The 26053-nt window shown below is 43.1% G+C and carries 20 protein-coding genes and 3 pseudogenes; 4 read left to right on the top strand and 19 right to left on the bottom strand.

The window, feature by feature from the left end; genetic code table 11:
• Positions 1–25 precede the first annotated feature (25 nt).
• From RCG23_RS14210 to RCG23_RS14125, 16 genes and pseudogenes are all read right to left on the bottom strand, one after another.
• Positions 26–352 (bottom strand): L-rhamnose mutarotase, encoded by a 327-nt coding sequence (locus RCG23_RS14210; protein ID WP_308176238.1) that lies wholly within the window; start codon positions 350–352, stop codon positions 26–28.
• Between the two features lie 32 nt (positions 353–384).
• The gene (locus tag RCG23_RS14205) at positions 385–2454 is read right to left on the bottom strand and encodes a bifunctional aldolase/short-chain dehydrogenase (protein WP_308176237.1); all 2070 of its coding nucleotides are present in this window, start codon (positions 2452–2454) and stop codon (positions 385–387) included.
• Between the two features lie 431 nt (positions 2455–2885).
• On the bottom strand, positions 2886–3719 hold the full coding sequence (locus tag RCG23_RS14200) for a carbohydrate ABC transporter permease (protein WP_308176236.1): 834 nt from the start codon (positions 3717–3719) through the stop codon (positions 2886–2888).
• The gene (locus RCG23_RS14195; protein ID WP_308176235.1) at positions 3719–4651 is read right to left on the bottom strand and encodes a carbohydrate ABC transporter permease; all 933 of its coding nucleotides are present in this window, start codon (positions 4649–4651) and stop codon (positions 3719–3721) included. The genes RCG23_RS14200 and RCG23_RS14195 overlap by 1 nt, the downstream gene beginning before the upstream one ends.
• Positions 4652–4722: 71 nt before the next feature.
• On the bottom strand, positions 4723–6036 hold the full coding sequence (locus tag RCG23_RS14190) for an ABC transporter substrate-binding protein (protein WP_308176234.1): 1314 nt from the start codon (positions 6034–6036) through the stop codon (positions 4723–4725).
• Between the two features lie 57 nt (positions 6037–6093).
• Entirely contained in the window at positions 6094–7278 is a 1185-nt protein-coding gene (locus RCG23_RS14185) for a trans-sulfuration enzyme family protein (RefSeq protein WP_308176233.1), read from the bottom strand.
• A 16-nt stretch (positions 7279–7294) separates the two neighbouring features.
• Positions 7295–7972 (bottom strand): FadR/GntR family transcriptional regulator, encoded by a 678-nt coding sequence (locus RCG23_RS14180; protein ID WP_308176232.1) that lies wholly within the window; start codon positions 7970–7972, stop codon positions 7295–7297.
• Between the two features lie 361 nt (positions 7973–8333).
• On the bottom strand, positions 8334–9278 hold the full coding sequence (gene manA, locus RCG23_RS14175) for a mannose-6-phosphate isomerase, class I (protein WP_308176231.1): 945 nt from the start codon (positions 9276–9278) through the stop codon (positions 8334–8336).
• 22 nt (positions 9279–9300) lie between these two features.
• Positions 9301–10167, bottom strand: a complete 867-nt coding sequence (locus RCG23_RS14170; RefSeq protein WP_308176230.1) for an ROK family protein — start codon at positions 10165–10167, stop codon at positions 9301–9303.
• 79 nt (positions 10168–10246) lie between these two features.
• Complete coding sequence (locus RCG23_RS14165; protein ID WP_308176229.1) at positions 10247–11461, bottom strand: MFS transporter; 1215 nt, start codon at positions 11459–11461, stop codon at positions 10247–10249.
• Positions 11462–11537: 76 nt separating this feature from the next.
• Positions 11538–12533 carry a zinc-dependent alcohol dehydrogenase family protein gene (locus RCG23_RS14160; protein ID WP_308176228.1) on the bottom strand — a complete coding sequence of 332 codons (996 nt, stop codon included), beginning with the start codon at positions 12531–12533 and terminating at the stop codon, positions 11538–11540.
• A 5-nt stretch (positions 12534–12538) separates the two neighbouring features.
• Positions 12539–15049: pseudogene (locus tag RCG23_RS14155) on the bottom strand (glycoside hydrolase family 2 protein).
• A gap of 79 nt (positions 15050–15128) precedes the next feature.
• Positions 15129–16193, bottom strand: coding sequence for a BtaManbiosPhlase (locus RCG23_RS14140; RefSeq protein WP_308176224.1), 1065 nt, complete (start codon positions 16191–16193; stop codon positions 15129–15131).
• Positions 16194–16208: 15 nt separating this feature from the next.
• Positions 16209–17147: an MTP-1 family protein gene (locus RCG23_RS14135; protein ID WP_308176223.1), complete on the bottom strand. Its 939-nt coding sequence runs from the start codon at positions 17145–17147 to the stop codon at positions 16209–16211.
• Between the two features lies 1 nt (position 17148).
• On the bottom strand, positions 17149–17367 hold the full coding sequence (locus RCG23_RS14130) for an alpha-glucosidase C-terminal domain-containing protein (protein ID WP_308180064.1): 219 nt from the start codon (positions 17365–17367) through the stop codon (positions 17149–17151).
• Between the two features lie 369 nt (positions 17368–17736).
• Positions 17737–18677, bottom strand: a pseudogene (locus RCG23_RS14125) (alpha-amylase family glycosyl hydrolase); the annotation flags it as partial.
• Between the two features lie 141 nt (positions 18678–18818).
• Between RCG23_RS14125 and RCG23_RS14120 the strand changes: the two are divergent.
• Positions 18819–19244: a hypothetical protein gene (locus RCG23_RS14120; protein ID WP_308176222.1), complete on the top strand. Its 426-nt coding sequence runs from the start codon at positions 18819–18821 to the stop codon at positions 19242–19244.
• Positions 19245–19681: 437 nt separating this feature from the next.
• Here RCG23_RS14120 and RCG23_RS14115 read toward each other — a convergent pair.
• The 3 genes and pseudogenes from RCG23_RS14115 to RCG23_RS14105 all read right to left on the bottom strand — a co-directional run bounded on the left by RCG23_RS14115 (position 19682) and on the right by RCG23_RS14105 (position 22701).
• Positions 19682–20511 (bottom strand): annotated as a pseudogene (locus RCG23_RS14115) (carbohydrate ABC transporter permease).
• Positions 20498–21376 carry a carbohydrate ABC transporter permease gene (locus tag RCG23_RS14110; RefSeq protein ID WP_308176221.1) on the bottom strand — a complete coding sequence of 293 codons (879 nt, stop codon included), beginning with the start codon at positions 21374–21376 and terminating at the stop codon, positions 20498–20500. Before RCG23_RS14110 ends, RCG23_RS14115 begins: the two are co-directional and overlap by 14 nt.
• The gene (locus RCG23_RS14105; protein ID WP_308176220.1) at positions 21376–22701 is read right to left on the bottom strand and encodes an extracellular solute-binding protein; all 1326 of its coding nucleotides are present in this window, start codon (positions 22699–22701) and stop codon (positions 21376–21378) included. The genes RCG23_RS14110 and RCG23_RS14105 overlap by 1 nt, the downstream gene beginning before the upstream one ends.
• 400 nt (positions 22702–23101) lie before the next feature.
• Between RCG23_RS14105 and RCG23_RS14100 the strand changes: the two genes are divergently transcribed.
• The 3 genes from RCG23_RS14100 to RCG23_RS14090 all read left to right on the top strand — a co-directional run bounded on the left by RCG23_RS14100 (position 23102) and on the right by RCG23_RS14090 (position 25622).
• Positions 23102–24118 (top strand): LacI family DNA-binding transcriptional regulator, encoded by a 1017-nt coding sequence (locus tag RCG23_RS14100; RefSeq protein WP_308176219.1) that lies wholly within the window; start codon positions 23102–23104, stop codon positions 24116–24118.
• A 224-nt stretch (positions 24119–24342) separates the two neighbouring features.
• A complete protein-coding gene (locus RCG23_RS14095; protein ID WP_308176218.1) occupies positions 24343–24768 on the top strand; it encodes a hypothetical protein in 426 nt (141 codons plus the stop codon).
• A gap of 41 nt (positions 24769–24809) precedes the next feature.
• Complete coding sequence (locus RCG23_RS14090; protein WP_308176217.1) at positions 24810–25622, top strand: WD40/YVTN/BNR-like repeat-containing protein; 813 nt, start codon at positions 24810–24812, stop codon at positions 25620–25622.
• The last annotated feature ends 431 nt before the right edge of the window (positions 25623–26053 follow it).

Here is a 26053-nt window from a genome sequence, read left to right as displayed (position 1 = left end):
GTTATCTTACTATCAATGGACGGGTTTATTTCAGATAAAACACTTCCCGAAGTGGCTTGATTGGATTTGGTTCATTAAAATCAAAAGAGCCTTTTACCATTTTTGAAGTGATAGCATTCCACCGGCTGCAGGCATCACTTTTGGCAATATAGTCAAACGCTGCTTCCACATTGTCACATTCGAAGCAATAGAAAAATTGGTTTCCATTTTGAAAGATAGAGTAATTCTTTATTCCCGCCTTGCTATGCTCCTCAAGAACTTCTGTCCACGGATTTAAATGCAGATTGATATATTCTTCTAAATGCTCTTCTTTAATTTCCCAAGACCAAGCGTATTTGTTACTTTTCGCCATCATCATCACCTCACGTGAGATATAGTAATTGTTTATCTTGGAAACGCAGCCGGTACGCCGCCGTCAACGGTCAACATACATCCAGTGGTTTTATCTGATTTTGATGAAGCAAGGAATGCGATTGCTTCAGCGATATCCTTTGGATAAATGTTAACAAGCAATGCTGTCCGTTTACGATAGTGCTCTTCTAATTGATCAGGATGGATTCCATAAGCGGCAGCACGTTCTTCACGCCAGCTTGAGCCCCAAATTGCTGAGCCCTGGAGAACAGCATCAGGAAGGACAGAGTTTACGCGAATCCCATACTCCCCACCTTCAGCTGCAATACATCTGGCCAAATGTGATTCAAGGGCTTTGACAGAACTATAAGCGGCGGCATTCTTCCCGGCATAAACGGAGTTTTTCGAACCGACAAATACCATATTTCCCCCGATGCCTTGCTGTTTCATTTGCTTAAAGGCTTCGCGGGCAACTAAGAAATAGCCAGTTCCTAACACATCCATATTTAAATTCCATTCTTGAAGAGTCGTTTCGTTAATTGGACTTGATGTTGCAAGACCGGCATTGTTTACAATGATGTCCACTCCTCCAAAGGTGAGTGCCGTTTGATCGAAGGCAGCTTGAACTTGATCCTCCTTCGTTACGTCCATCTTTATTGCAAGGGCACGTCCAGAACCGTACTTTTCATTAATTTCAACAGCCACTTTTTCCGCACCTTCAACATTCAAGTCTGCTATTACAACATGAGCACCCTCGGATACAAGGCGACGGCAGGTTTCACTTCCAATTCCACCCGCACCGCCAGTTAAAAAAGCAACTTTTCTAGAGAATTCTGCTTCAGCTGGCGCAAGAGTTAATTTATATAGTTCCAGAGGCCAATATTCCACATTGAAGGATTCGTTTTCACTCAAAGAAACAAAGCTTCCTAATGTTGTTGCGCCTTTCATGACCGAAATCGCACGATGATATAAGGCACCGCTTACTCTGGAGCTGCTAACATCCTTACCAGTGTTCACCATCCCGATTCCCGGAATAAGAATGACCCTTGGTGCAGGTTCAAACATTTTATCGCCTTCATGCTTATGACGATCAAAGTATTCTTTGTACTCCGCTTTGAATCTCGCAATTCCTTCTTTTACACTCGCAATCAACGCTACTGCGTCCTTTGTTTGCGGATCCCAATTAATAAAAAGAGGTAAACGTTTTGTGTGGACAAGATGGTCTGGGCATGCAGCACCTACTTGTGATAGTTCTGGTGCTTGATAGCTATTAACAAATTGCTGTACATCTTTACCACGGTCATAGGTTAAGAGCATATTCTTTTCATCGCTCACCGCGCCTCGGATAATTGGCATCACTTTTGCCAGGATGCTTGTCGCCTCTTCCTCAGAAAGAGATTCATATTTTTGTCCGCCAAATGCGGATGATTCATTCATTCTTTCATTTATAAATTGGTCTGCTTCATTAATAATTCCAATCGTTTTCGCATAGGACGCTTCTGAGGTTTCTCCCCATGTAACAAGTCCGTGCTTTTCCATTAACACAAGCTCTGCATTGGGATTGTTTTTTACCCCTTCTGCAATCATTTTTGATAATGTAAAGCCAGGGCGTACATATGGAACCCAAACAAAACGATTTCCAAAAATCTCTTCCGCAAGCTGCTTGCCATTGTCCGCACAGCAAAGGCTTATTATCGCATCTGGGTGTGTATGGTCGACGTGCTTAAAAGGAAGGAAAGCATGCAATAATGTTTCAATGGATGCTCTCGGGTGTTTGCTGTCAATCATACAATGAGAAAGGTATGCCACCATATCTTCATCCGTCATTTCATCACGCTCAAATAATAGACGAATATCTTCTAAGTTCAAGCCAGTAAAATTATGAGCTTGCATTGTCGCTAAATCAGAGCCGCTTCCTTTTACCCACATAACCTCCATATCACGGCCGCGGAAATCCTTTTCCATCGTCTTCATGGAAGTATTGCCTCCACCCCAGTTACATACGGTACGATCTGAGCCAATCAAATTCGAACGATAAACTAATTCTTCTACTCCATTTAAAACTTGTGAAGCTATTTCACTATCCCAGTAACTCTTTACCATCCGAAATCCTCCGTTTGATTTTCTTTTTTTAAGGCTGTTTTCGTATACTTTGTTGCTATTTAAGGAGTAGTTGATTTTCACTCTAGGATGCTCGCTTTCCGCGGGGCGGGCGGTGAGCCTCCTCGGCGCACAGCGCCTGCGGGGTCTCACCTGTCCCGCTGCTCCCGCAGGACGTTGAATCAGCTCCTTAGAATCAACACCGCACGAAGGAAATGCGAGAGCATTTTCGAGGAGCTCGCACCTTCCGTTCAAATCAACTTCTATTTCAACGATTTGCTTTTTAAAACCTATTTACAAAACAACAATCTTTTAGAAAACAGACTTTTTTAAAAAGCAGCAGAAGCTCTTCGAGATTTTGTTAGTACATTGAAAAACGAATCCAGTATTGAAACGGATTCGTTTTTTAAGACAGACTTTTTGAGTCCCTGCTTTTACCCTTTAACCGAGCCTTGTGTCATGCCTTCCACAATGTATTTTTGAGCGAAGGCGAACAAAATCAGCGTTGGAATCACCGATAAAACAGTGGCGGCTGACATCGCCCCCCAATCGATATCAAATTTAGTGATAAATGAATTCATAGCAACAGGAATCGTTTTTGCCTCTTCTTTGTCGATAAACATAATCGCTAGAAATAATTCGTTCCAGCATTGCACAAAGGCGAAAATGAATGTCGCAGCGATTCCCGGAAGCATGACAGGAATGATGACTTTAAATAAAGCAGCCATTCTCGAACAACCATCAATCATTGCCGCTTCCTCAAGACTCGATGGAATCCGTTCGAAGAAGCCTTTCATAATAACGGTACAAAAGGGAACCATCATCACCGAATACATGAGCATTAGAGATGGAAGTTTGTTAAGCAGCTGAAGCTTGGACATTAATAAATATAAGGGCGCCAATCCAATAAATAAGGGGATCATTTGTGTTATGAAAAACGCAAAAATCACTTGTGTTTTACCCTTGAATTCAAAACGGGCAAGAACATATCCGCTCAGTGTCGCAATGATCAGAGAGAAAAATCCTGCGACGATGGATAGGATTAAACTATTCATGATATAAATATCGAAATTAGAAATCTTGAAAATATTAATATAGTTTTCAAATGTTATAGTTTCCTGCGAATAGTGAATTGGGAGAGAAAACATATCCTTGGTGGGTTTTAAGGAAGTAATGAAAATCCAGTAAAGCGGGAACACGGTAAAGACAAGGAATAAGGATAAAAAAACAACCTTGAACAGCAGCTGCCAATTTATTTGCCTCGCCATTAAAAATCACCCGCTTTATTGAATTTTGTTGCTAACAGATAAAAAATAGAAAAGAAGAGTAGAATGAAAATCAAAATGACACCGACTGCAGCTGCCTGCCCATAGTTTTGCCCATATATTAGTTTCTCCAGCATAAAGGTCGAGAGAATATGTGTAGAACCAGCAGGACCGCCATTCGTGAGAGAATAAATCAAATCCGGAAAGTTTAAGATCCAAATAACACGCAGTAATGTTGTAACAATAAGGGTGGGCAGAATATATGGAATGGTCACCTTGAAAAGCTGTTGTATATAGTTGGCCCCATCAATCTTCGCCGCTTCATATAATTCATCCGGTATAGATTGCAAAGCGGCTAAAATCATGATGGCAAAAAAGGTAATTCCGTACCACACATTTGCTACAATGACAGAAACCATAGCCCAGGTTGGATCGGCTAAAAAAGGGATCGCAGTATCAATGATGTTCAGCTTTATCAAAAGGTCATTGATCACGCCAGCTTGGCCATTTAACATCCAACGCCAAATCAAACCGATTAAAAAACCGGACATCGCCCATGGGAAAAAGATGAAGGCCTGATAAATCCCTCTGCCCCGGAACTTCCTTCTTAATAACAATGCAACGATAAAACCAATTAAGAACTGCGGAAGCAATGAAAAGAAGACCCAATAAAAACTATTAATAAGCGACTCTTTAAAGGCAGAATCAGCCATAACGGTTTTGAAGTTTTCCAGGCCGATAAACTCGATGTTAGATAAATCAAATAACGAATAACTTTGAAAGGCCATAACGACCCCTTTGAACAAAGGGTAGTAAATAAATACGGTTACTAGTAATAATGCTGGCAGTAAGCAAAGGAAAATAAAAAGACCATGTCTAGAGATAGAAAACGATGGCAAGCTTCGCTCTGTGACGGTTTCTGTTTGCGTTTTCAAGTTTCATTTACTCCTTTCATTCCCACCCAAAAAGAAAGGAGGGCAGCAGAATGGCACTGCCCCCAATCGGCCTATTTTTTATTTTCTTTTTCTTTTTTCCAAAAATCAGTCCATTTTGCTAAGGCTTGTTCTTCTGACATCTTACCTAATAGGAGAGACTGAATATCTTTTACTGCGAATGCCCGGTAGTCAGCATAGCCCTTATATTCAACAGGACGATCTGCAATTAAGAACTCATCTGGCTTGGCATTCATTTCAATATAAGAGCTGAAATAGCCTTCCTTGAAATATGGGTCATCACCTGCGCTCAAATGAATCGGAATTAAAGAATTATTTTTTGCGAAAAATAGATTTTCTTCAGGGCTTGATAAGAAAGAAACAAGCTTCCATGCTGCATCTTTATGTTTAGAAAAAGCTCCAATTCCCCATCCAGCTGTACCTGCAGGCTGCTGTGCTACACCAGATGGCGTTCCTTTTGGAATTGGTGCAGTAGCCCAGGTTCCTTTTTTCATATTTTCTTCTGACGTCACAATTACCTCTGGGTCCTGAATTAGCATCGCCGTCATTCCAGACGTGAAGCCCTGAACCATTTCCGGATAGCTCCAGCTAATAGAATCAGGAGGGGAAGCTTTTTTGTACAATTTTACTAATGTGTCTAGCACCTGCTTAGCTTCAGGTGTATCAAATATCACCTTTCCATCCTGTGTGAAATAAGCATCCTTTGGATTTATTTTCTTGCCAAGATAGGACCATGTCATAAATTCGATATAGTCTGGTGATCCGGCACCGCCTCTGAAGCTATAACCATAGCGGTTTTTGGCAGGGTCTGTTAGTTTAATAGCAGCATTAACTAAATCATCCCACGTCTTTGGAACTTCTAAGCCTGCCTCTTGAAACCAATCCTTCCTATAGAACAACGTTTTTTCATATACGCCATACGGAATATAATAAGGTTTATTGTCAACAGCTGTAGCTCCGTGCTTGATTGTTTCGGTTAATGTATTCCAGTTCTCCCACTTGTTAGTATATGGGGATAGATCCACGATAAATTTATTATTGGAGAAGTTTTTGACCGTTTGCTCACGTACTTCCAGTACATCAATGTCCTCCTTCGCCATCAGCATCTGGTTTATTTTATCATCAGCACTTTGTAGTGGAGGCGAAATCAACTCTACTTTAATTTTCTTGTTTTCCTTTTCAAACTTGTCTAACATTCCTCTTAACAGCTTGGTTCTTGCCGGGCTTGTAATACTCTCAACCATCCGCAGCTTGATCGTTCCATCTTTGCTTACGGATTTGTTCGTTGTTGAGCTGCAGCCTGCGATAATACCCAAAAACGTCATTACTAACACAAAAATAACAAATCCCTTTTTGAGATAAAGCATGAAATTTCATCCCCTTTGATATGCTTTTCTTTTTTATATAAAAGGTACGGAGCCCTTTTATACCGACCGTGCCTTCAGCTTCAATGCCGCGTCCAGGTCTTCCATTAGTTCATCAACATTTTCTAAACCAACAGAAATCCGAATCAAACCTGGGTCCATCCCGCTATTGATTAATTGCTCGGTGTTATATCCGTAATTTGGCGAAATGACTAAACTTTCAAATCCACCCCAGGAAACGCCAATCTGGAATTGTTTCAAACTGTTGATGACGTTTCTAACTGAATCGAAGGAATTATTGGTTAGTTCAAAGCTCATTAAGCCCGAGTAGCCCTTTAATTGCTGTTTTCCAAGTTCATAATCTGGATGACTTTTTAGACCTGGGTAATTAACTTTTTTTACAGAAGTGTGATTTTCTAAGAAGGTGGCGATTTTCAAACCGCTTTCTTGATGTGCTTTCATTCGAAGTGGGAGGGTGCGGAGCCCACGCATTACTAACCATGCTTCATAGGGTGGCATCACTCCGCCCAATAATTGAAATTCATGGTAGAACAGATGGTCCATGATTTCCTTACTTGTGATTAAGGCACCGCCGACCAGATCACTGTGCCCCCCTAAATACTTGGAAACAGAATGAACCACGATATCAATTCCAAAGGTAATCGGATTCTGGAACACCGGCGTCGCCCATGTGTTATCAATAATGGTTTTAATCCCGTATTTTTTCGCTAAGGATGAAACCGCTTTCAAGTCTAAGAGTTTAAAAGTCATGGTCGTCGGGCTTTCTAAATACATGACCTTTGTATTCGGTTGAATCAGTGATTCAATGACATCTAAATCTGTACTCGGCGTATTCGTGTGGGAAACTCCGAATTTTTCAATATAGGAGAAGAATTTAGTCGTATGCCCGTAAATATTACTGACACTTAAAACATGATCACCTGCTTGTAAAAATGTTAAAATCGCCGACGAGATTGCTGCCATCCCTGAAGAGAATAATTTGCACTTCTCACCTTTTTCAAGTGCGGCGATTTTTTTCTCGACAATTTCAACGGTTGGATTTGTCCCGCGCCAGTATAGATAGCTGCTTTGCTCGTCCTTCATTGCTTCTGTAAGACGTTCGAAGCTTTCAAACACAAAAAGCGAATTTTGATAGATTGGGGGAACAACGGCACCATGAAAGCGTTCATACTCGTCGCCTAAGTGTGTGCAAACATGTTCATCTGAAAATAAATGATTAGTCATTCTCGTACCTTCTTTCTTATATTTTTCGAACAGTATTTTCTACGGTGTCTATTATTTTATTAAACTCTTTTAATGCATAAGCTGGGTCTCGCTGTACAATGCCATCCAGCATGGTACGATGAAATGGCAGGGTATCTACAAAAATATGGTCGATGCCAAAAGGCTTGCTCCAAAGCTTATTAAATGTGTCTGAGACAGATTCAGCGACACTTTCCAAAAGAGGATTATTGGAAGCTTTATAAATAGCTTTGTGGAATGCCCAATCCTCTTCAGATGGATCAAACCCTGCCTCCTTAAGGGAGATGATCTCCGTTAGAAGTTTCTCCATTTCTTGAATCTCCTTATCTGTCGCCCTAAGTGCGGCTAGCTCCACTGCTTTTCCCTCAAGTGCTCTTCGCAGCTCGCTTATATGTAATAAATAATTTTTTTCCTGCTCGACTTCAATTTTCGCTTCTATTTTTAAGGACCCGCCTTCTTTAACAAAAATACCCTTACCGTTTTTAACCTCTATCACATCTATTCCCTCAAGGTATCGCAAGGCTTCGCGTATACTCGATCGGCTGACACCTAGAATACTAGTTAATTCAGCAACAGAAGGAAGTTTGTTTCCCCTTTTTAATTGGTGAGCGGTTATATATCTTTTGATTTCTTCTGCAATCATTTCATGCAAGGAAAACTTTTTTATACTTTTCATGAATCTGTCACCTACTAGTGGTCTTATTTTCCTGCTTTATGGCTGTCAACCTATCTGATAGGTAAATTCTATTCTGAAAAATATCAAATATGACTTTAAAATAAAAAAACTGTTTTCGTATACTTGTTGCTATAAAAGGAGTAGTTGATTTCCACTCCAGGATGCTCGCTTTCCGCGGGGCGGGCGGTGAGCCTCCTCGGCGCACAGCGCCTGTGGGGTCTCACCTGTCCCGCTGCTCCCGCCGGAGTCTCGCACCTTCCGCTCCAATCAACTTCTTTAGCCAATAAAAAAGCGTTAAAGGCTCTAGAAACTCAGAGCCTTTAACGCTTTTTTAATATCATGCAAAAAATAGAACATATTATTACGTGTGAGAAACGATCAATTCACATTCCCCATCCACTTCAAATTCTCCAAATCCAACCGGAATGATGAGGTGTGTTCCCTTCGCCAAGGAGTAGCTTTCACCATTATGTTTAAGTGATCCTTCACCTTTAATGACACTCAACAGCAGATACTTATCATCAAAAGAAAACTCAGCAGCCCCTTTCACATCCCACTTGTAAACGGAGAAAAATTCCGATTTAACGTAGGTTGTGATCGTGGCATTTTCCTTTTCCTCAATTTCAGGGGCGCTCAATACGTCCTGATGCGGAACTATTGTTACATCAATCGCCTTATCGAGGTGAAGATCGCGCAGGTTTCCACTGTCATCGCGACGGTCATAATCATAAACCCGGTAGGTTGTGTCAGAGCTTTGCTGTGTTTCCAGCACAAGCGTACCCTCACATAGTGCATGGATGGTACCGCTAGGAACATAGAAGAAGTCCCCCGGCTTGATCTTTACTCTGCGCAGCAGGTCATTCCATTTTCCTTCATTAATCTGCTCAATTAATTCTTCTTTTGTTTTGGCATTGTCGCCGAAGATCATATCAGCGTCATCTTTACAGTCGATGATATACCAGCATTCCGTTTTGCCCAGTTCTCCATTTTCGTTAACCTTCGCATAGGAATCTTCCGGATGGACCTGGACGGATAAGTCCATATTTGCGTCCAGGATTTTTGTTAAAAGAGGAAAGACCTCTTCCTTCGGATTTCCAAAAAGCTCGGGGTGTATGCGCCAAAGGTCGTCCAATGCCATGCCGGCATATGGTCCATTTTCAACAATGGATGGTCCATTTGGATGAGCGGAAATCGCCCAGCATTCCCCCGTTTTATCATTCGGAATATCGTAGCCGAATTCCTTTTGTAATTCCGTTCCGCCCCAAATCCGTTCTTTAAAAACAGGTTTTAAAAATAATGGTTGCATGTTTTTTACCTCCAGCCTTACTTTAGTTTTCCTCTTGAAGTGCTCGCTGTGCAAGCAATAACGATCCCGTAATCCCCGCATTATCCCCTAAGCCAGGACCGACAATGTACTCAGAAAGCTCAGGCAATGTAACATACCCGTTAACAAACTCCTGCAAATACTTATATATAGAAGGAAATACCTGCGTTTGGTTCATGACCCCGCCGCCAAGAATAATCCTTTTCGGAGAAAGAATCAAAACATACTGCATGAGGGCTTGGGCAATATAGTAACCTTCCATTTCCCAGACCTCAGCCCGGTCTACAAGATTCATCCCTTTTTCGCCCCAGCGTTCTTCAATCGCCGGACCAGCAGCAAGGCCTTCCAGGCAGTCTTGATGATAAGGACACTTTCCTTGATACTCATCATTCGGATGGCGCCTGACAAGGATATGCCCCATTTCAGGATGCGAATAGCCTTGAAGCAGATTTCCTTGCACAACGGCACCTGCCCCAATTCCCGTTCCAACCGTTATGTACAGGCAGCTATCCAAACCCTTCGCCGCTCCAAGCGTCACCTCTCCCAATGCCGCAGCATTGACATCAGTATTAAATCCGATTGGTACAGGGAAAGCATCTTTCATCGATTTCACAAACGGATAATCCCTCCACCCTGGTTTAGGTGTAGAAGTGATATTTCCGTATGCTGGGCTTTCCGGGTTCACATCAATCGGACCGAACGAACCAATCCCAATTGCTTTTATATCATACTGGTTAAAAAAGTCAATTACTTTCGGCATCGTTTCCTCTGGCACGGTTGTCGGAATCTGAACCCGCTCGATAATATTGCCCAACTCATCTCCGACAGCACAAACAAACTTCGTACCCCCTGCTTCAATCGCACCTAACATTTACACAAACCTCCTCTGGTGACAGGCACCTCCCATTTTTCTGGGAGGTACCTGTCACCTTCCAATTATCTTCCAAGTCCTACCCACGCACCGTCCCCGGTTTCTTCCGCCAAACCACATACAATGTCGGTATCATCAACACAAACACAAACGGAAAAAAACTGAACGATATGGGTAATAGATCATCTATATTAAAGTATTTTCTCATCGCCAGGAATATAAATACGCCGATCGCCCTTCCGATACCGAGCGGGATTTCTCGAATGATGATGTAGTCCAGGCGTTTGTCCTTGTAATCAGGATCCATTTCAATCGACGCATAGATCATCGCATTCATCGACGTGTTAATCATATTCGAAGCCAACGGCTGGATGATTCCAAAAACAATTAACGAAATAAATACAGGCAGTGCTGATAACAGCAGCGAACTCAAAAATATACTAACAGCGCCAATCGCAAAAATACGAATCCGATAGTCAGGACTGGAAAATTTCGCAAGTATCGTAAAAGCAAGAATCGACACAATTTCAGCGGCAGTATTAAAAATGCCAAGGTTCAATTCTCCACCAGCCACTTTGAAGGTAATCATCGTCACCAAAAAGGTCCAATACACTCCCGATACTATACCATCGGCGAACATAACGGGGTACATTTTTTTCCATTCGCGTGATGGATGTTTAATGACATCCCAAAAATAGCTTTTTGGGGCAATCGGGTTTCCCTTCACTTTTAACGAAACTAAAAATGAGATGAAGAAGAAAACACAGGTTGCGACGAATACAACATAATACCCAATCATTCCATCAAATTGCGAGATTAAAATCCCAGCCAGAAGCGGGGCAACGACCCCTCCAACTGTATTTAAAACTCCTTGTATATATAAAAATGAATCTCGTTTATCATTCGTGGTCAAATCTAAAACAGCCATATGCACACCGGTATAGTAGAGGCTCATCGCCAAGCCCATCGAGACTCCCAGCAGCATGATATGATTACTTAGAGTTCCATGAAAAATCAGGATAATCAAGTAAGCAAGGAGATAAAAGATAAATCCTAAACGCATCGTAATCATCGGGCTTGTCTTCCTTGCCACCCATGAACACACTACAAAACTAATAATAATGGAAATAGACCAATACAGGCTATAATAAGCCAGTAATGAATAGGTTTTATCCAATTTCCACAGGAAGACACTTTGAAACACACCTGACAAGGCAGAGCCAAAGCAAAAAAAGGTATTCATCAGCAGATAATACTTCAATTCTGTGGAAAAGGATTTAAAAGTAAGAAACATCTATTAATTCTCCTTTTTCGGGAAGGAACTCCCACTATGAGGGACAATCCGTGTAAAGAACCTTGCCCCCTTTCTACTACGAGTAGTTAATAACAGCTTTTGAAACTCTAAGATTTGGATAATCACCCATTGCCTCAGGCAATTCCTCGATCGTAAACCGATGCGAAATAAGCGACTGGACATCCACTACCTTTTTCGCAATCAGCGCAATCGCTTCTTCCTGGGTATACGGATTAATAAATGATCCCTTGATCGTAAGTTCCTTTGAAAAAATGTCAAACGGCGAAACCGAAATGGTCGTTTCCGGTGCAGCTACGCCAAAAAGCAACACCTGGCCGCCCTTTACCGCTGACTTCACAGCAAGCTCCATGCTTTCTGGTCTGCCCACACACTCAATCACCACGTCGGCCTCAACCGAAGAAACATTCATGGGATGGACCACTTCTTCGGCACCCAGCTTATAAAGAAGCTCTTTTTTGTTTTCGGCAGGTTCACTTACCATAATGGAAGCGACATTTTGATGTTTCACTAATTGTAAAAACAATTGCCCAATAAAACCGCCGCCAATGATAAGCACCTTGCTTAATGAAGACAGGTGAATTTTTTTAATGCCATGTAACACACAGCCCAAAGGCTCCACAAGAGCTGCCTCCTCAAAGGTCATCTCCTCTGGAATTCGGTAGCAATTAGCAGCGGGCACTCTGCAGTACTCCCCCATACCGCCATCTCTTGTCACACCGACAGCCTGCAGATTACTGCATAAATGAACTCGATTGCTGCGGCAATACTGGCATGTTCCACAATAGATGTTCGGATCAATCGAAACTCGATCCCCTTTTTGCAGGCTTGAAACCTCCGAACCTATTTCGACTACCTCTCCAGCCAATTCATGTCCAAGGACGATCGGCGGCTGAACCTCGGCTGAACCCGGATGGCCATGATAAATATGCTGGTCCGTACCACAAATCCCACAGCTTTTTACCTTTACGATGACTTCCTGTGAAGATGCAATGGGATATTGCCAATCCAATACCTCCATTTGCTTCGTTCCTTGCAAAACCGCTGCTTTCATCCGAATCATCCCTCCGCCAAAATCGTATTCACGCTATTTATCGCTTTTACTCTTAATGAATCCCACGGAATGTCCTTCCCTTGCGCTTGCTCAACCTTCAAAATTTTCGTCTTACCCGGCAGCAAATCAAAGAAATTATCCTCTAGCACCAGCTGCTCGATATCCATTTCAATCGTGACCATTCGCGCCAGCACATCGCTAGAAACGGACAGTTCGTTACTCTCGCGGTTGACCTCCACCCGCAATTCCGCTTCTCCAAATCTTAAATCCTTTTGGTCACGGAAATAATAGATATTTTCATAGTCTTTTGAACGGATGGCCATAACAGCCTCTTCCGGCGGAAGCCCGTTTAACGCTTCTCCCTCCAGGACGGCAGCGACTTGCTTCGCTACATTGGCTTCGATTGAAACCTGCCATTGCTTTGAAAACACTTTTTCGCCGCTGAAATGGTATACAGCAAGTTCAATTTCATCCTGATACGATTCTAATCGGTCATTCACAACCCAGACGTTGATTTCTTTTCCAGGCTCATGATCAAGCGTTAATAGAACCGGACTGTAGAATTTTCTTGCATAATGATAGGAAGCCTTCGGCAATAAATAATAATCGATGACCGACCAACTTGTGCCCGGCCAGCAATCGTTCAGCTGCCAAAACAACGCCCCGCTCGTATGCGGCTTATTCCTGCGATAATGCTCGATTCCATATTTCAATCCCTCTGCCTGCGTTAACATCGAAAAAGAAATGTACTCATCCAAATCCTTCGGAGTTCCCGTGTACCCTTCCATCAACAGTATTCCTTTTGGATGGTGGATATCCTTGTTGCGGTACGCCATTTCTTCGCTTCCCCAGAAAAATTGTTCCTGCGGGATATTTCGTTCCAATGTATAGCGGTTGGAGGAAGCATGCATCCCAAACTCACTGGCAAAGAGTGTTGTATCATTTTTAAAATTTTTAAAGGACACGCCTTCAATACTATAGTTGACGTTCTGGGGCTCGCCGAACACCCTCGGCTCAATATTCCCATGCCATACCTGCCAGTTATGCGAGTCACCCTGTTCCCTTGAGTTGTGGTCATTCCCGCCAAATGGCGAGCTTGGCCAAAACAGCCGGGTCGGATCGAGTTCCTGCAATAATTCCGGCATCAATTCATGATAGATTTTTTCGCCGTAAAAAGGATGCGGAATTTCCCCTGAAGAAGCCAGAGCTTCATAGAGCCAGTCATTCTCATTGTTTCCGCACCATAATGCCAGGCAAGGATGATTGCGCAGCCGCTTTACGACATGAGTAATTTCCTCGCGGACGTTCGCCATAAAGTTTTTATTGTAGTCTGGATAAAGGGCGCAGGAAAACATGAAATCCTGCCAGACTAGTATTCCAAGCCGATTGCACTCTTCATAAAACACATCTTTTTCATAGATTCCGCCGCCCCAGACGCGCAGCATATTCATATTGGCGTCCTTTGACATCCTGATTAAATGCTTGTAGCGGGAATCCGGCACGGCTCCTATGAAGCTATCAATCGGAATCCAATTGGCACCCTTCGCAAACACCTTTTCTCCATTTAAAACAAACGTAAAGCTGTGATTCCCCGCTTCATCCGTCTGCCTTACTTCAATCGTTCTAATACCAAAATCTTCACGACGATCTTCAACCACTTCGCCATCAGCAAACAATTCCACTTTAAGCTCATAAAGATGCGGCGTTCCAATATCATGTGTCCACCATAGCTTTGGATCTACCACTTCCAGCACAGCGGTTGCTTTTTTGCCGTCCACTTTTACCCTGGCCAAAAACTTTCATCCCCGTACATTAGGCTGGCACAGACTTCAAAAGTCATTTCTCTATTTAACTTCTCAATATCAATCTCCACTTCTACAATCGCTTTGTCAGGAGAAATCGATACTGTTTTCGCAAAAACATGATCAATTTTGGCAAGTGTCCGTTTCTCTAAATGGACATCCTTCCAAATCCCTGCCGCAACCAAGCGTGGCCCCAATCCCAGCCGTAATGGCTTTGGGCTTTCCGCGTCCAGATTCGTTTTTTGCTAAACCCCGACCAGTAATATTGCACTTTATCCTTCACATGAACATGGACCGGGTCAAATTTTACTGCCAGGACATTTTTCCCCTTTTTCAGCTCACGGGCTACTTCAAAGCTGTGGCTAATAAACATATTCTCCGTGGATCCAAGCTCGACACCGTTCAGATAAACAGTAGCAAACGTATCCAATCCCTCGAAAATCAGCTCATAGCGATCATTTTTATGAATATCTTCATTGAATTCAAACGTGCTGCGATACCACCAAACCTTTTCCTCCACCCATTGGCATTTCAGGTCATTGTGTCCGTAAAAGGGATCTTCAATCAGCTTTCGATCAATCAAGGTTGAATGGACATCACCAGGCACAGAGGCGGTCATCCAAAAATAATCAATATACTCAAGAGAAGCCACCTCAAGGTCCCGGCCGCCCCTACATCAAATTGCCGTAATTTCCAGTTGTCATTCAGTTTCATGGAAACCTCACCTGCCTTATTTCTAAATGAAGATAAAAGGCCAAAATCGTCAACCTGATTTTGGCACTCAAAAAGTTCTTTATTTTAGATAAGTCAATGAATCCAATATTTCCTGCAGGCTTAATTCAGCACAGGCCATGGACGTATCGGCTACACCGTAATACATTTTAACAACATCGCCTTCAACAACCGCGCCGCATGAAAAGACGACGTTTCCGAAGAAGCCTTCCACTTCATAATCAGCTTCCGGTTCAAGAATCGGTTTATCTGTGCGTGCAAGTACCTTCGTTGGATCCTCTAAATCCAGCAGCACAGCGCCCATGCAATAGCGATCATCCTTCGATGCGCCATGATAAAGCTCAAGCCAGCCCTTTTCCGTTTTGATCGGAACAGCTCCTCCGCCCATGCGGCCGCTATCCCACATACCGTCACGCAAGCCTAGTAAAAATTTATGATTTCCCCAATGTAAAAGATTTGGAGATTCCGCAATCCACATTTCCGGATTGCCCGTACTTTTCGGCACCGGACGGTGGATCGCATAATACATCCCATTTATTTTTTCCGGGAAAATTAACACGTCCTTATTTTCCGGCGCAAAAATCATTCCAAGATGTTCGGTCGCCACAAAGTCCTTTGTGGAAACCATCGATTCCCCAACCCCCACCGGTGAAACGGCACTAAAATAGATATAATACGTATCTTCTATTTTCGTAATTCGCGGGTCTTCAATACCAAAAGTCTCTAACTCATTAGACGGATAAATAAACGGCTTTTCATCAATCGTGAATTGGTGGCCATCCTTGCTTCGTGCAATACGCAAATACGATAGGGAAGTTAAATACTTAAAGCCCTGTGTCGAGCCGTTTTCCCTAATCACACGCGGATCAGAAAAATCATAATCCGTGTCATTCAAGTTAAATTCCAGAATCTCAAGTTCATTTGTCTGTGGGTTATAGATAGGTGCTTTAACCACATTCGCATCCTCGCTAATCGGGCGCTCCGCCACACGAAGAAGCATGATGATTTCATCATTATAGGTTGTAACCCCTGCATTGAAGGCGCCAATGACTTCAAAATCCGCCCGGTGCGGCTTCACATCTGCCGGTGTGACCAATGGGTTCTGTTCATATCTGTATACATTCATTTTGCATGCTCCCCTTTACCGCTCGTATTGTAAAAACGGATCGTTTATCGTAATTTTCTGTGCTTCAGCATCACTAATTCCTGCATACATATCTGCCGTCCCATCAGGCTTCCGTACCAAGCCGCCGCTAAACACCACATCAATTAAATCAGGGCGCTTCGATGGACCAGGTAGGAAATGGCTTCTTGTCGCAATTAACTCGATATCGGAAAATTCCCCAGTTTCCGGATTAAGCGCAAATACCATTGGATAATAATGACGGTTGCCTTCACTGTCAAAATTCGCAACATGCCCTAACACTCCAACAAGGCCATTTGCTAACAGATGTGGCTCGTTTGCTCCGCCCCATTCTTCTTCTATAAACTGCCCTTCCAGCAATGGCGCTTCGTCGATCACATCAATCGTCAACCCCGCCAACGAAGAAATTCGCGTCCAGCCGATTTTTCCTCTGCCGCCTTTTTCACCTTGCGGCCTTGTCAGCACCCCAATGCTTCCATCCTTCAGCTCAATCAGGCGCAGGTCCTTCATTCCGTCCGGACCCTTTGCAAACTCCTGCAAGCCGGAAATGGATTTCCCCTTATAAAACACCGTTCTCCAGCCAAGTGCTCCTTCTTGCGTTGGGTGAGGAAAAATCTGCACTCCTCCCAAAACAAGCTCCCCTGCTATCACGGTGAAAAATGGATCCTGCAAGGCGAAAACAGGTGCTTGTTCTCTCGGAACCCACTCACCGTCACGCTCAACAAAGAAGTATACATCGGAGTGTTCACTGTCACGTGATTCAACGCGTCCCGCGATCACAAGCTCCCCTTCATCTTCAAACGGTGCCGAAATATTGTAGACATCTCTTTCACCAATCCCGGAGAAAACAATTTTCTCTGGATTAGCAGGTGTTGCGGTGAATTCCTCTAAAAGCTGTTCGCAGGTTTTAACCTTCCCCTTCGTTAAAACGGCCATCTCACAAGTCCTCCTTTATAATCATCGCTTCATTCTCGAATATCTTCCCGCTCTCAAAACTCGTCTGTTTGGTCGCTAGCAACAGCTCTGCATCCGGACTAACCTCCAGAGCTCGCGGCTGGTCACTAAAATTCAACATAACTCGTATTCTTTCATCCTGATCTTTTTTAACGAAAGTGATCATACCCTCATCATTCCGTAAATACTCATACTCACCCATGCTCAACGCAGCATGTTCCTTCCGAAGCTTCAGCAATTTTTTATAAAAAGAAAGCATCGACTCCGGATCATTTTCCTGGTCCGTCACATTCACGTTCACAGCACCATCCGGAATCGTAATCCACGGCGTTCCCTCTGAAAAACCAACCTGTTTTCCCGAATTCCATTGCATCGGGGTCCGGGACTTATCACGGCTCTTTTCATTGGCGATCACCAATGCTTCTTCATGCGATTTTCCGGATTCCAGCGCCAGTTGATACCCCATCAGCCCCTGGACATCCTTCATTTTTTCGATATCGTCGGTAATCCAATCTCTCATCCCGATTTCATCGCCATAATATAAGAACGGAACGCCTTTAGCCGTAAGCATCAAGGCCGCAACCAGTCTAGCCCGGTCCTCATCTCCGCCAAACCGGGATATAAACCGCGACATATCATGGCTGGAGAAGAACAATGTCGGCACTTGATGTTCATCATAGTTTTCGTCCGTCGCCAGCAACTGCTGATAAAGCACATCAGCATCGAACTCGCCGATACTTCCGATATTAAAATTAAACACTACATCCAGTTTATGAAGGCCAGAATATTGCTTTAGAATCTCAAGATCGTCCGAACCCACCTCGCCAACAAGGAATTTATCAGGATATTGATGGACAAACTCCGCAATCTCTTCAATAATCGTTAAAATTCCTTCTTGGTCTTTATCGTACAAATGGTTTTGTTCATTTTTTTCCTCATCCAAAGGATTATCAATAAACGAATCATTTACCTTTAGGAAATTGATGACATCAAGGCGGAAGCCGTCAACTCCCTTTTCAAGCCAAAACTTCATCACATCAAACATGGCATGCTTCACTTCAGGATTGGCCAATTTAAATCGACCTGTTCCTTCGCAAACGCATGGTAGTAATACTGGTTTGTCGCCTCGTCATATTCCCATGCCGTACCGCCAAAGAACGATTCCCAATTATTCGGTTCATCACGCCAGATATACCAATCCCGCTTCGGATGATCCTTGCTGGACCTCGACTCCTGGAACCACCGATGCTCAGAAGACGTATGGTTCAGGACCAAATCGGCAATCACCTTCATGCCACGCTGGTGAGCTTCTTTTATAAAAGTTTCAAAATCCTCCATCGTCCCGTAATCGGCGTCGATTTCATTGTAATCGGCAATATCATAGCCATTATCCACTTTCGGAGATGGATAAAAGGGAGTAAGCCACAGTCCATCAATCCCCAAACCCTTTAAATAATCGAGCTTCGAGGTAATCCCGGCAAAATCGCCGATCCCATCACCATTGCCGTCCATAAAGCTCGGCATATAAATTTCATAAAAAACCGATTGTTGCCACCATTTAGCCATGTATCAGAACTCCCAGCTTCGAGGTTTTGCTTCTTAACTATCTTCGTTTTGTGTTTTTTCGCGGGATTCTCGAATTATCTCGCGGGTTTGCCTGTTTATATCGCGGGATTTACGCTTTATTTCGCCGAACCGCCGCAGATTCACTATTCAACGAGCGGGATGCCCACGGATTTCGCCGGTTTTCTTATTTATTTCGCGGGTTTCACGATTTATTTCGCGGGTTTTCCGATTTATTTCGCGGGTTTTCCGATTTATTTCGCCGGATTCACGATGTATTTCGCCGAACACCCGCAGACTCACTATTCAACGAGCGAAATCCCAACTAATCTCGCCGGAATCCACATTTATTTCGCGCGTTTCACGATTTATCTCGCCGGATTCACGATGTATTTCGCCGAACACCCGCAGATTCACTATTCAACGAGCGAAATCCCAACTAATCTCGCCGGAATCCACATTTATTTCGCGCGTTTCACGATTTATCTCGCCGGATTCACGATGTATTTCGCCTGAATCACCACTTATTTCGCCCGAGCACCTTTTCAAGGTCCGATTACCTGCTTGGCCCGGTGGCAAAGGTAGCATATTGCGTTCTCCCTACCCGTTTCGTGTTCATATCTCTCGTCCGGGCCAAGTTTTGGCTGAAACCCTTCCATGCGCAGCTGGAAGGGCAGCAATTATGGTTTTTTTCCGAAAATAAGTGTAGTGAACTCGGCTTCTAACAACGTGAGCGAATATCAGCGCCGGATCTCGCTTGATCTCCGGATATTCTCGCCGGATTCTCGATTTCTATCGCCGAACACCCGCAAATTCACTGTTCGTCACGCGAAATCTCCACTTATCTCGCCGGAATCCAGATTAATCTCGCCAGTTTCACGATTTTTCTCGCGGGATTCCATCATAATTTCGCCGGACCTCGCAGATCGAGAACCCTACCTATTCCCAAGAACCTATTTAAGCGTAAACTGCATGCCTTCCTGGAATTTCTTCGAGAAAATCAAGAAGATAATGATAATCGGAAGTGTCAATAACACGGATGCAGCGTACATTGGCCTGGATAGCCGCCGTATGGGCCGAACATTTGTGACAGTAGAACATTCAGCGTCAACATGCCATCACTCTTCGTCACTAACATATCCCACAATAGCTCTGTCCATCTTTCCATGAACAGGAATAGGAAAATGACAGTCGTAATCGATTTAGACATTGGCAGAACGATTTTGAACATAATCTGCAAATCACTCGCACCATCAAGCTTGGCCGCTTCAATAAATGTATCCGGGATTCCCTTAAAGAAGTTCGTATACATGAAGACCGCCCATAAGCTCATCGCCTTTGGCAAAATCATTCCCCAGTAAGAGTCGTACATTCCAAGTCTTTGAATCACAAGGAACGTTGGAATCAACAGGATAATCGCCGGGAAGAACATCTGGAATAAAATCACGTTGTTGACTGTATCTCTTCCTTTAAACGGCATTTTTGCTAGGGCATAGGCAACCATTACCCCGGTGACCATCATTAATAAAGTAGAAACACCTGACACGACAAAGCTGTTAAAAAACGCATGGATCCACGGCCTTGGAATCACCGATTCTCCACCGCTCAAAAGCCATTGATACGATTTCAAACTATAATGTGTCGGAATCAGCGTCTTATCGACTTGGTCCCAAACAGCAAACGAGCTTAGTACCATATATAGATAGGGAAAAATCATAATGAGTAAGAGAGCAATCGCTAACAGGTAGCGAAACCATAATCCCTTTTTCTTAGACCCAGCCATTTCGTTTCCCCCACATTTCTAACAGTTTTCGAATGATAAAAATTGAAATAAACGTCACGACAGAAGCGATAATAGCAACGGCTGAAGCATAGCCAGCCTGAAGATTCGTGAAGGCACGGGTAAAAATCTCCATCTGCCATGTATTCGTTGCAAAATTTGGTCCCCCGCCAGTCAATTGGTACACTTCGGTGAAAATACCAAACGTAACACCAATCGATAAAATCAACACTGTATATAAAGCCGGATATAGAAGCGGGAGGGTAATTTTCCAAAAACGCTGTGCTGGGGTTACCCCATCAATCATCGCTGCTTCATATACTTCCGTACTAATGCTTTCAAAGCCGGATGTTAAAATAAGCGCGTAATAGCCTGTGAATTTCCAGGCGATAATCAACGCTACCACAAATAGTGCGGCAAATGGCTTTCCAAGCCAGTCAATGTCCAGCCCAAACGATTTTCGTAAAAATTCATTTACCGGGCTGTTGTAAGACAAAATCCCTTTTACGATTAGCGACGATACAACGCCTGATGCTAAATAAGGGAGGAAAAAGCCGATTAAAAACAATCCTTTAAATTTCGGTAATCCATGAATGATTAACGCCACTATTAGTGATGACGCAATAACCAACGGAACAAATACCCCCATGAATTTAAAGGTGACGAAAAATGCTGCCTGTACCCCAGGGCTATGAAGAGCATCCATATAATTTTTCAAGCCTGTAAAATTAAAGGTTGGTGCGATTAAATTCCAATCTGTCATCGATAGAAAAAGCGACCATATAAGCGGTATTAAGAAAAAAACGAGTGCATATATAAGATAAGGACTGGCAAAAAGCCAGCCCAACCTTCCATTCTTTGGTCTCATTACTTGAGAGCCCCCTCAATTGCCTTCTGCATATCCTTCCATGCGGTTTTCGGATCCTTTTCACCCTTAACAACTGGATTGAATGCCTGTTGGCCGATTAGAGTTTGAAGATCATTGTATTTCGAGTTATCCATTGGCGGAATTCCATTTGGTACTGCTGCAGCATATGGCTGCAATGCCGGATTTTTATCAAAGAACGCTTTAAATGAGTCGTTAGTTGTCAAATCATCACGGGCAGGCGGCAGATTCGTCTTTTCAAGCCACTTCAAATCGTTTTCAGGATTTGAGTATACCCAGTTGATGAACTTCATCGCTGCTTTTTGCTGTTCCTTTGTTGCTGAAGCATAAATAACTAATCCTTTTGTATCTGCAAACGTATGAACATTAGTAGTATCCGCGCCATCTGGAACCGGCGGCAATGCCAATGTATACGTTTCGTTCAATTTCATATTTGGGAACTTGTCTTTCCAGTAGCCAATTGTCCAAGGGCCAATATCAGAGAAGATTCCAAGTCCGCTTTCAAACGGATCCTTTGCCTGTCTAGTCATCAAAGCGTCTTCCTTGCGAAGGTCATCGACGAAGCCAAGAATCTGTTTCCCTGCTTTATCATCACCAGTGAATTTGCTTCCTTCTACAAACTTGTTGCCGTTTGATGCTGCATCATACAGCATGAAGAAGTCAAACCATCTCTTCCATGCAGTCGGGTCAGCAAGATCCGCTTTTGCCCAAACATATTTGTCAGGATATTTAGCTTTCAATTTCTTCGCTACGTCCAGCATTTCGCTGTATGTTTTTGGCGGCTCGTTGAATCCAAGCTCCTTCAGGATGTCGAGTCTCCAGCCAAACAACATCGCGTTTGAGTAGATTGGCAATACATATTGGTGGCCGTCAGCAAACTTCCAGCCCTTCATTGTATTTTCCATATTACGGGCTTTCTTCACCTTATCCCATCCATCTAATGTGTCTAATGGGACAAGCGCTTTACTATCGGATAATTGTGCTGCAAAACCACGGTTGATATTTTCAGACATCGTTGGAGCACTTTTTCCGGCGATTGCGGATTGGATGCCTGCCTCAGATGTTGGGCTTTCCTTCATTGGGCTTACATTTACTTTGATTTTTGGATTTTCCTTTGTAAATTCGTCCGCGACTTCCTTCCAATATACCTGCTGTGTCGGGTTTGGAGCAGCCCAGAATTCAATCGTTGTTACACCGTTTTTGGTGCCTGCAGTATTGGAATCACCATTTCCTGTCGAACAGCCAGCTAGCCCAGAGACAGTAAGTGAAGCCGCAAACAGCATGGATGTCACTTTTTTAATTTTCATCCTAAATCCCTCCGAATATGAATATCTTTCCCATTCTTCAAGCTGAAGAAGCAATGCAGCTAAAAAATATGAATCTACTAAAAAGAAATAGTTGATAGCGCTATCATTTTCTTTTAAAAAAAGTAAAATAATAGATAGAGTTTCTTTTTTGAAAAAACCAATGCGCTATTCTATAATTACAAATATATTTTGTAATGTGTTTATTTACGTTACAAACACATTATTACACCTTATTTCCGTAATGTCAAACGATAATTCATGAAAAATTAACATTATTAACGAAAAATTTCCGTGATTTTAAAATAAAAGCGCTATTGTAATGTCAATGTTGTAACGTTACAATATAATTACATTACAAGATGACAAATAAGTTTACTTCATATAAAGGGAGAAAATATAGATGGAAAAGAAAGTATCGATGCAGGATATAGCAGACCGGCTCAATATCTCAAAGAACTCTGTTTCCCAGGCATTGTCGGGAAAGCCGGGGGTTAGCGAGGAAACAAGGCGTCTTGTCCAACAAGCAGCCGATGAATTGGGTTACCAATATGCAACTGGCCGCAAGCAAAAGCAATTGGAAAAAACAGCACCGAAAAATATCGCCTTGATCGCTTCTGAATTTGCTTTTTCTCTTAAAAGCTTCTTCGGCGCAATTTATTTAAGTATTGAAAAAGAGCTCAGGGAACGTGGCATGAATTTATTTATCGAATCGATAAACAGCGAATCAAAGGAGAAATTGATTCTGCCTTCTCTGTTAACCAATCATCAAATCGATGGAATTTTAATTCTGTCTCATATCAGTACAGATTACATTTCAAAAATCATCAACACAGGTATTCCCACGGTCCTGATCGATCACCACTCACCGTATTTGCAGGCCGATTCGATTCTGACGAATAACCGTTACGGCGCCTTCACAGCTGTCGAGCACTTAATCGGATTGGGACATCGTGACATTGCCTTTGTAGGTGATATAGATTTTTCTCCAAGCTACCAGGAACGGTTTGAGGGCTACCTTCTCGCGTTAAAAAAGCACGGAATTGAACCAACTCAAGAATTCCTGTTTACAAGCGCAAAGGAAGTTCAGGAGGAAATGAACCAGAATATCGAAAATCTCAAAACGATGCCTTCCGCCTGGTTTTGCGTGAACGATGGCCACGGCTTCATCGTCAACTCCGTCCTGCAGCTAAAAGGCTTCAAGGTACCTGCAGACGCCTCTGTTTGCAGCTTTGACAATGGACAACTGTCACAAATCGCAACACCTAAAATCACAACCATGGACATCGACCTAACCTACTTCGGCACAAAAGCAGTCGAGCAGCTCTGCTGGAGGATCGACCACAAAAACGAACCAATACACGAAATCCTCCTGCCAACCAAATTAATCGTCAGAGAGTCAACCGCAGAAAGAAAATAGTGACAGGCACCTTCCAGTTCTCTGGAAGGTGCCTGTCACTTTTCATTCTTTAAATTCATATATACCAAACTCTTACGCCCATTCAATCAAACGTTTGATTAACTATTTTCCGACAAATTTCGAGACGAGACAGTCACTAAAAAAAATAAATCAAAGTGTAACATTCTGCAAAAAAAACAGTCTAATTAAGGTAACAATAATTATGATGGGAGGATTAATAGATAATGTTTAAACATAAAATCAGCGTTATGGTTTTGAGTGTTTCCATTGCACTCGCTGGATGCGGAATTGCGGATAGCCAACAAGCAGGCCAAGCGAACGATTCAGCCAAAACAATCAACAAGCAATCTAGTCATCGCCAAGCAAATTCAGCATCTTCAACAAGCTCAGCCTCATCATCTGAAAACTCAACTTCCGTATCAAGCGATTCTGCTAAAACAACAGCGAATCCCAAAAATACCTCTTCAAAACCACCTGCCCCACCTCCAACAACAACTGCCACACAACACAATAGCATCAATATGAGCACGGTCACCGCTGTTCGATTAGCCGATTTCAATACAGGCTGGCCGGCGGCAATGGCTGGATCGCTAAAACAGCCACCGCGGGTAAAAGCTGGAGTGTTGTTTTTCAAGGAAAAGGAACAGTAAAGCAAATTACAGCATTAAACCGTTCAGATGTTTGGGCAACCTTGGATCAGGGAGACGTCAATGCGAAGCTCCTTCATTCCAGAGATGGCGGCCAGCACTGGACAGCTATCGGCACAATGCCAAATAAAGCCTTCCTTCATTTCACTTCAAAAACAACGGCTTTAAGTGGAAATTCTATTTCACAGGATGGCGGGAAAACATGGCATTCACTGCCTGTACCAAAAGGTATTGTCGGTGATGCTTATTTTCACGATGCAAAAAACGGTTGGGCAGTAATTCAAAGCAATAAAGTAATGTATGTAAAAAGAACACTTGATGGAGGGAAATCGTGGAGCACTGTCATGACCAAAAAGCTTATCGAACCTCTGGCTGGCAGCTTGATCCGCTCGGCTGGAACAAATGATAGCTGGGTCGAACTAATTGGAGGCACCGGAATGACGCAAACCTCCTACTCCCTATTCCATACCGCCGATGGAGGAAAGTCGTGGAAGACAGTCATCGCCAATTCAACGGCAGGCGGAGGGCCAGCACCTGGATTCAGCACAGAGTATCATAATGGACATTCCAATAAAGGTTCGAAACCCGGACCTCTATATGTGGTAAATCCAAAGGTAGCTTTCATGGGTGGATCCTGCCCTGCTTGCGATCATCCTAATTCCATCGGATGGACGAAAGATGCAGGTACAACATGGGTGAACAGCAAAGTCGCGTTTGATGGATACGGTGACACTTATCTGGCAATAGCAGATGCGAATCATGGCTGGTGGATCACAACTGAAAATGTAAAAACAAGTGTGATGTATACCACAACAGATGGCGGCGTCCACTGGAACCAAGTTCATATTTTCCGCTAAAACTTTAATGGCATGCTTTGGATTCATAAATGGTTCCGTTTTAAGGTGTTTTTCAGATTAGCAGTTAGAATTACAACCTGCTTGGCGTGGAAATTGGTTTTTGCAACGCAAAAATCCCATCCTTTCATAAATGGAATCACTTTGGGGTCCACGCCAACAAATTACAAGTTAAATCCACTAGTACATTTGTAAATTTCCCACTACTTCATTCACGGAAATATTTCATACAAGGTATGAAGAACAGTTTTCCGCTTCTACAGGGGCATTTTGGTCTTCATCCCGTTTATGAAGACCGTTTCCAGCTCTCGACGCAGAACTTTTGGTCTTCATCGCCCCTTTAGGTATCTTTTTTGATGGGTTTTTGGCCATGACACCGCTTATGACGACCGTTTCTGGCATTTCCAGAAGGGGTTTCGGTCCTCATCCACCTT

The organism is Neobacillus sp. PS3-34, assembly GCF_030915465.1.
GTDB lineage: Bacteria > Bacillota > Bacilli > Bacillales > Cytobacillaceae > Neobacillus_A.
Note: the sequence above shows the minus strand (reverse complement) of the source record. Positions and strands in the feature narration are given on the sequence as shown.

Excerpts from the sequence above, each read along its gene's own strand:
- RCG23_RS14210 (WP_308176238.1), bottom strand. The coding sequence starts at position 352 with ATGGCGAAAAGTAACAAATACGCTTGGTCTTGGGAAATTAAAGAAGAG.
- RCG23_RS14205 (WP_308176237.1), bottom strand. The coding sequence starts at position 2,454 with ATGGTAAAGAGTTACTGGGATAGTGAAATAGCTTCACAAGTTTTAAAT.
- RCG23_RS14200 (WP_308176236.1), bottom strand. The coding sequence starts at position 3,719 with ATGGCGAGGCAAATAAATTGGCAGCTGCTGTTCAAGGTTGTTTTTTTA.
- RCG23_RS14190 (WP_308176234.1), bottom strand. The coding sequence starts at position 6,036 with ATGCTTTATCTCAAAAAGGGATTTGTTATTTTTGTGTTAGTAATGACG.
- RCG23_RS14185 (WP_308176233.1), bottom strand. The coding sequence starts at position 7,278 with ATGACTAATCATTTATTTTCAGATGAACATGTTTGCACACACTTAGGC.
- RCG23_RS14180 (WP_308176232.1), bottom strand. The coding sequence starts at position 7,972 with ATGAAAAGTATAAAAAAGTTTTCCTTGCATGAAATGATTGCAGAAGAA.
- manA (WP_308176231.1), bottom strand. The coding sequence starts at position 9,278 with ATGCAACCATTATTTTTAAAACCTGTTTTTAAAGAACGGATTTGGGGC.
- RCG23_RS14170 (WP_308176230.1), bottom strand. The coding sequence starts at position 10,167 with ATGTTAGGTGCGATTGAAGCAGGGGGTACGAAGTTTGTTTGTGCTGTC.
- RCG23_RS14165 (WP_308176229.1), bottom strand. The coding sequence starts at position 11,461 with ATGTTTCTTACTTTTAAATCCTTTTCCACAGAATTGAAGTATTATCTG.
- RCG23_RS14160 (WP_308176228.1), bottom strand. The coding sequence starts at position 12,533 with ATGAAAGCAGCGGTTTTGCAAGGAACGAAGCAAATGGAGGTATTGGAT.
- RCG23_RS14140 (WP_308176224.1), bottom strand. The coding sequence starts at position 16,193 with ATGAATGTATACAGATATGAACAGAACCCATTGGTCACACCGGCAGAT.
- RCG23_RS14135 (WP_308176223.1), bottom strand. The coding sequence starts at position 17,147 with ATGGCCGTTTTAACGAAGGGGAAGGTTAAAACCTGCGAACAGCTTTTA.
- RCG23_RS14130 (WP_308180064.1), bottom strand. The coding sequence starts at position 17,367 with ATGGGTGAGTATGAGTATTTACGGAATGATGAGGGTATGATCACTTTC.
- RCG23_RS14110 (WP_308176221.1), bottom strand. The coding sequence starts at position 21,376 with ATGAGACCAAAGAATGGAAGGTTGGGCTGGCTTTTTGCCAGTCCTTAT.
- RCG23_RS14105 (WP_308176220.1), bottom strand. The coding sequence starts at position 22,701 with ATGAAAATTAAAAAAGTGACATCCATGCTGTTTGCGGCTTCACTTACT.
- RCG23_RS14100 (WP_308176219.1), top strand. The coding sequence starts at position 23,102 with ATGGAAAAGAAAGTATCGATGCAGGATATAGCAGACCGGCTCAATATC.
- RCG23_RS14095 (WP_308176218.1), top strand. The coding sequence starts at position 24,343 with ATGTTTAAACATAAAATCAGCGTTATGGTTTTGAGTGTTTCCATTGCA.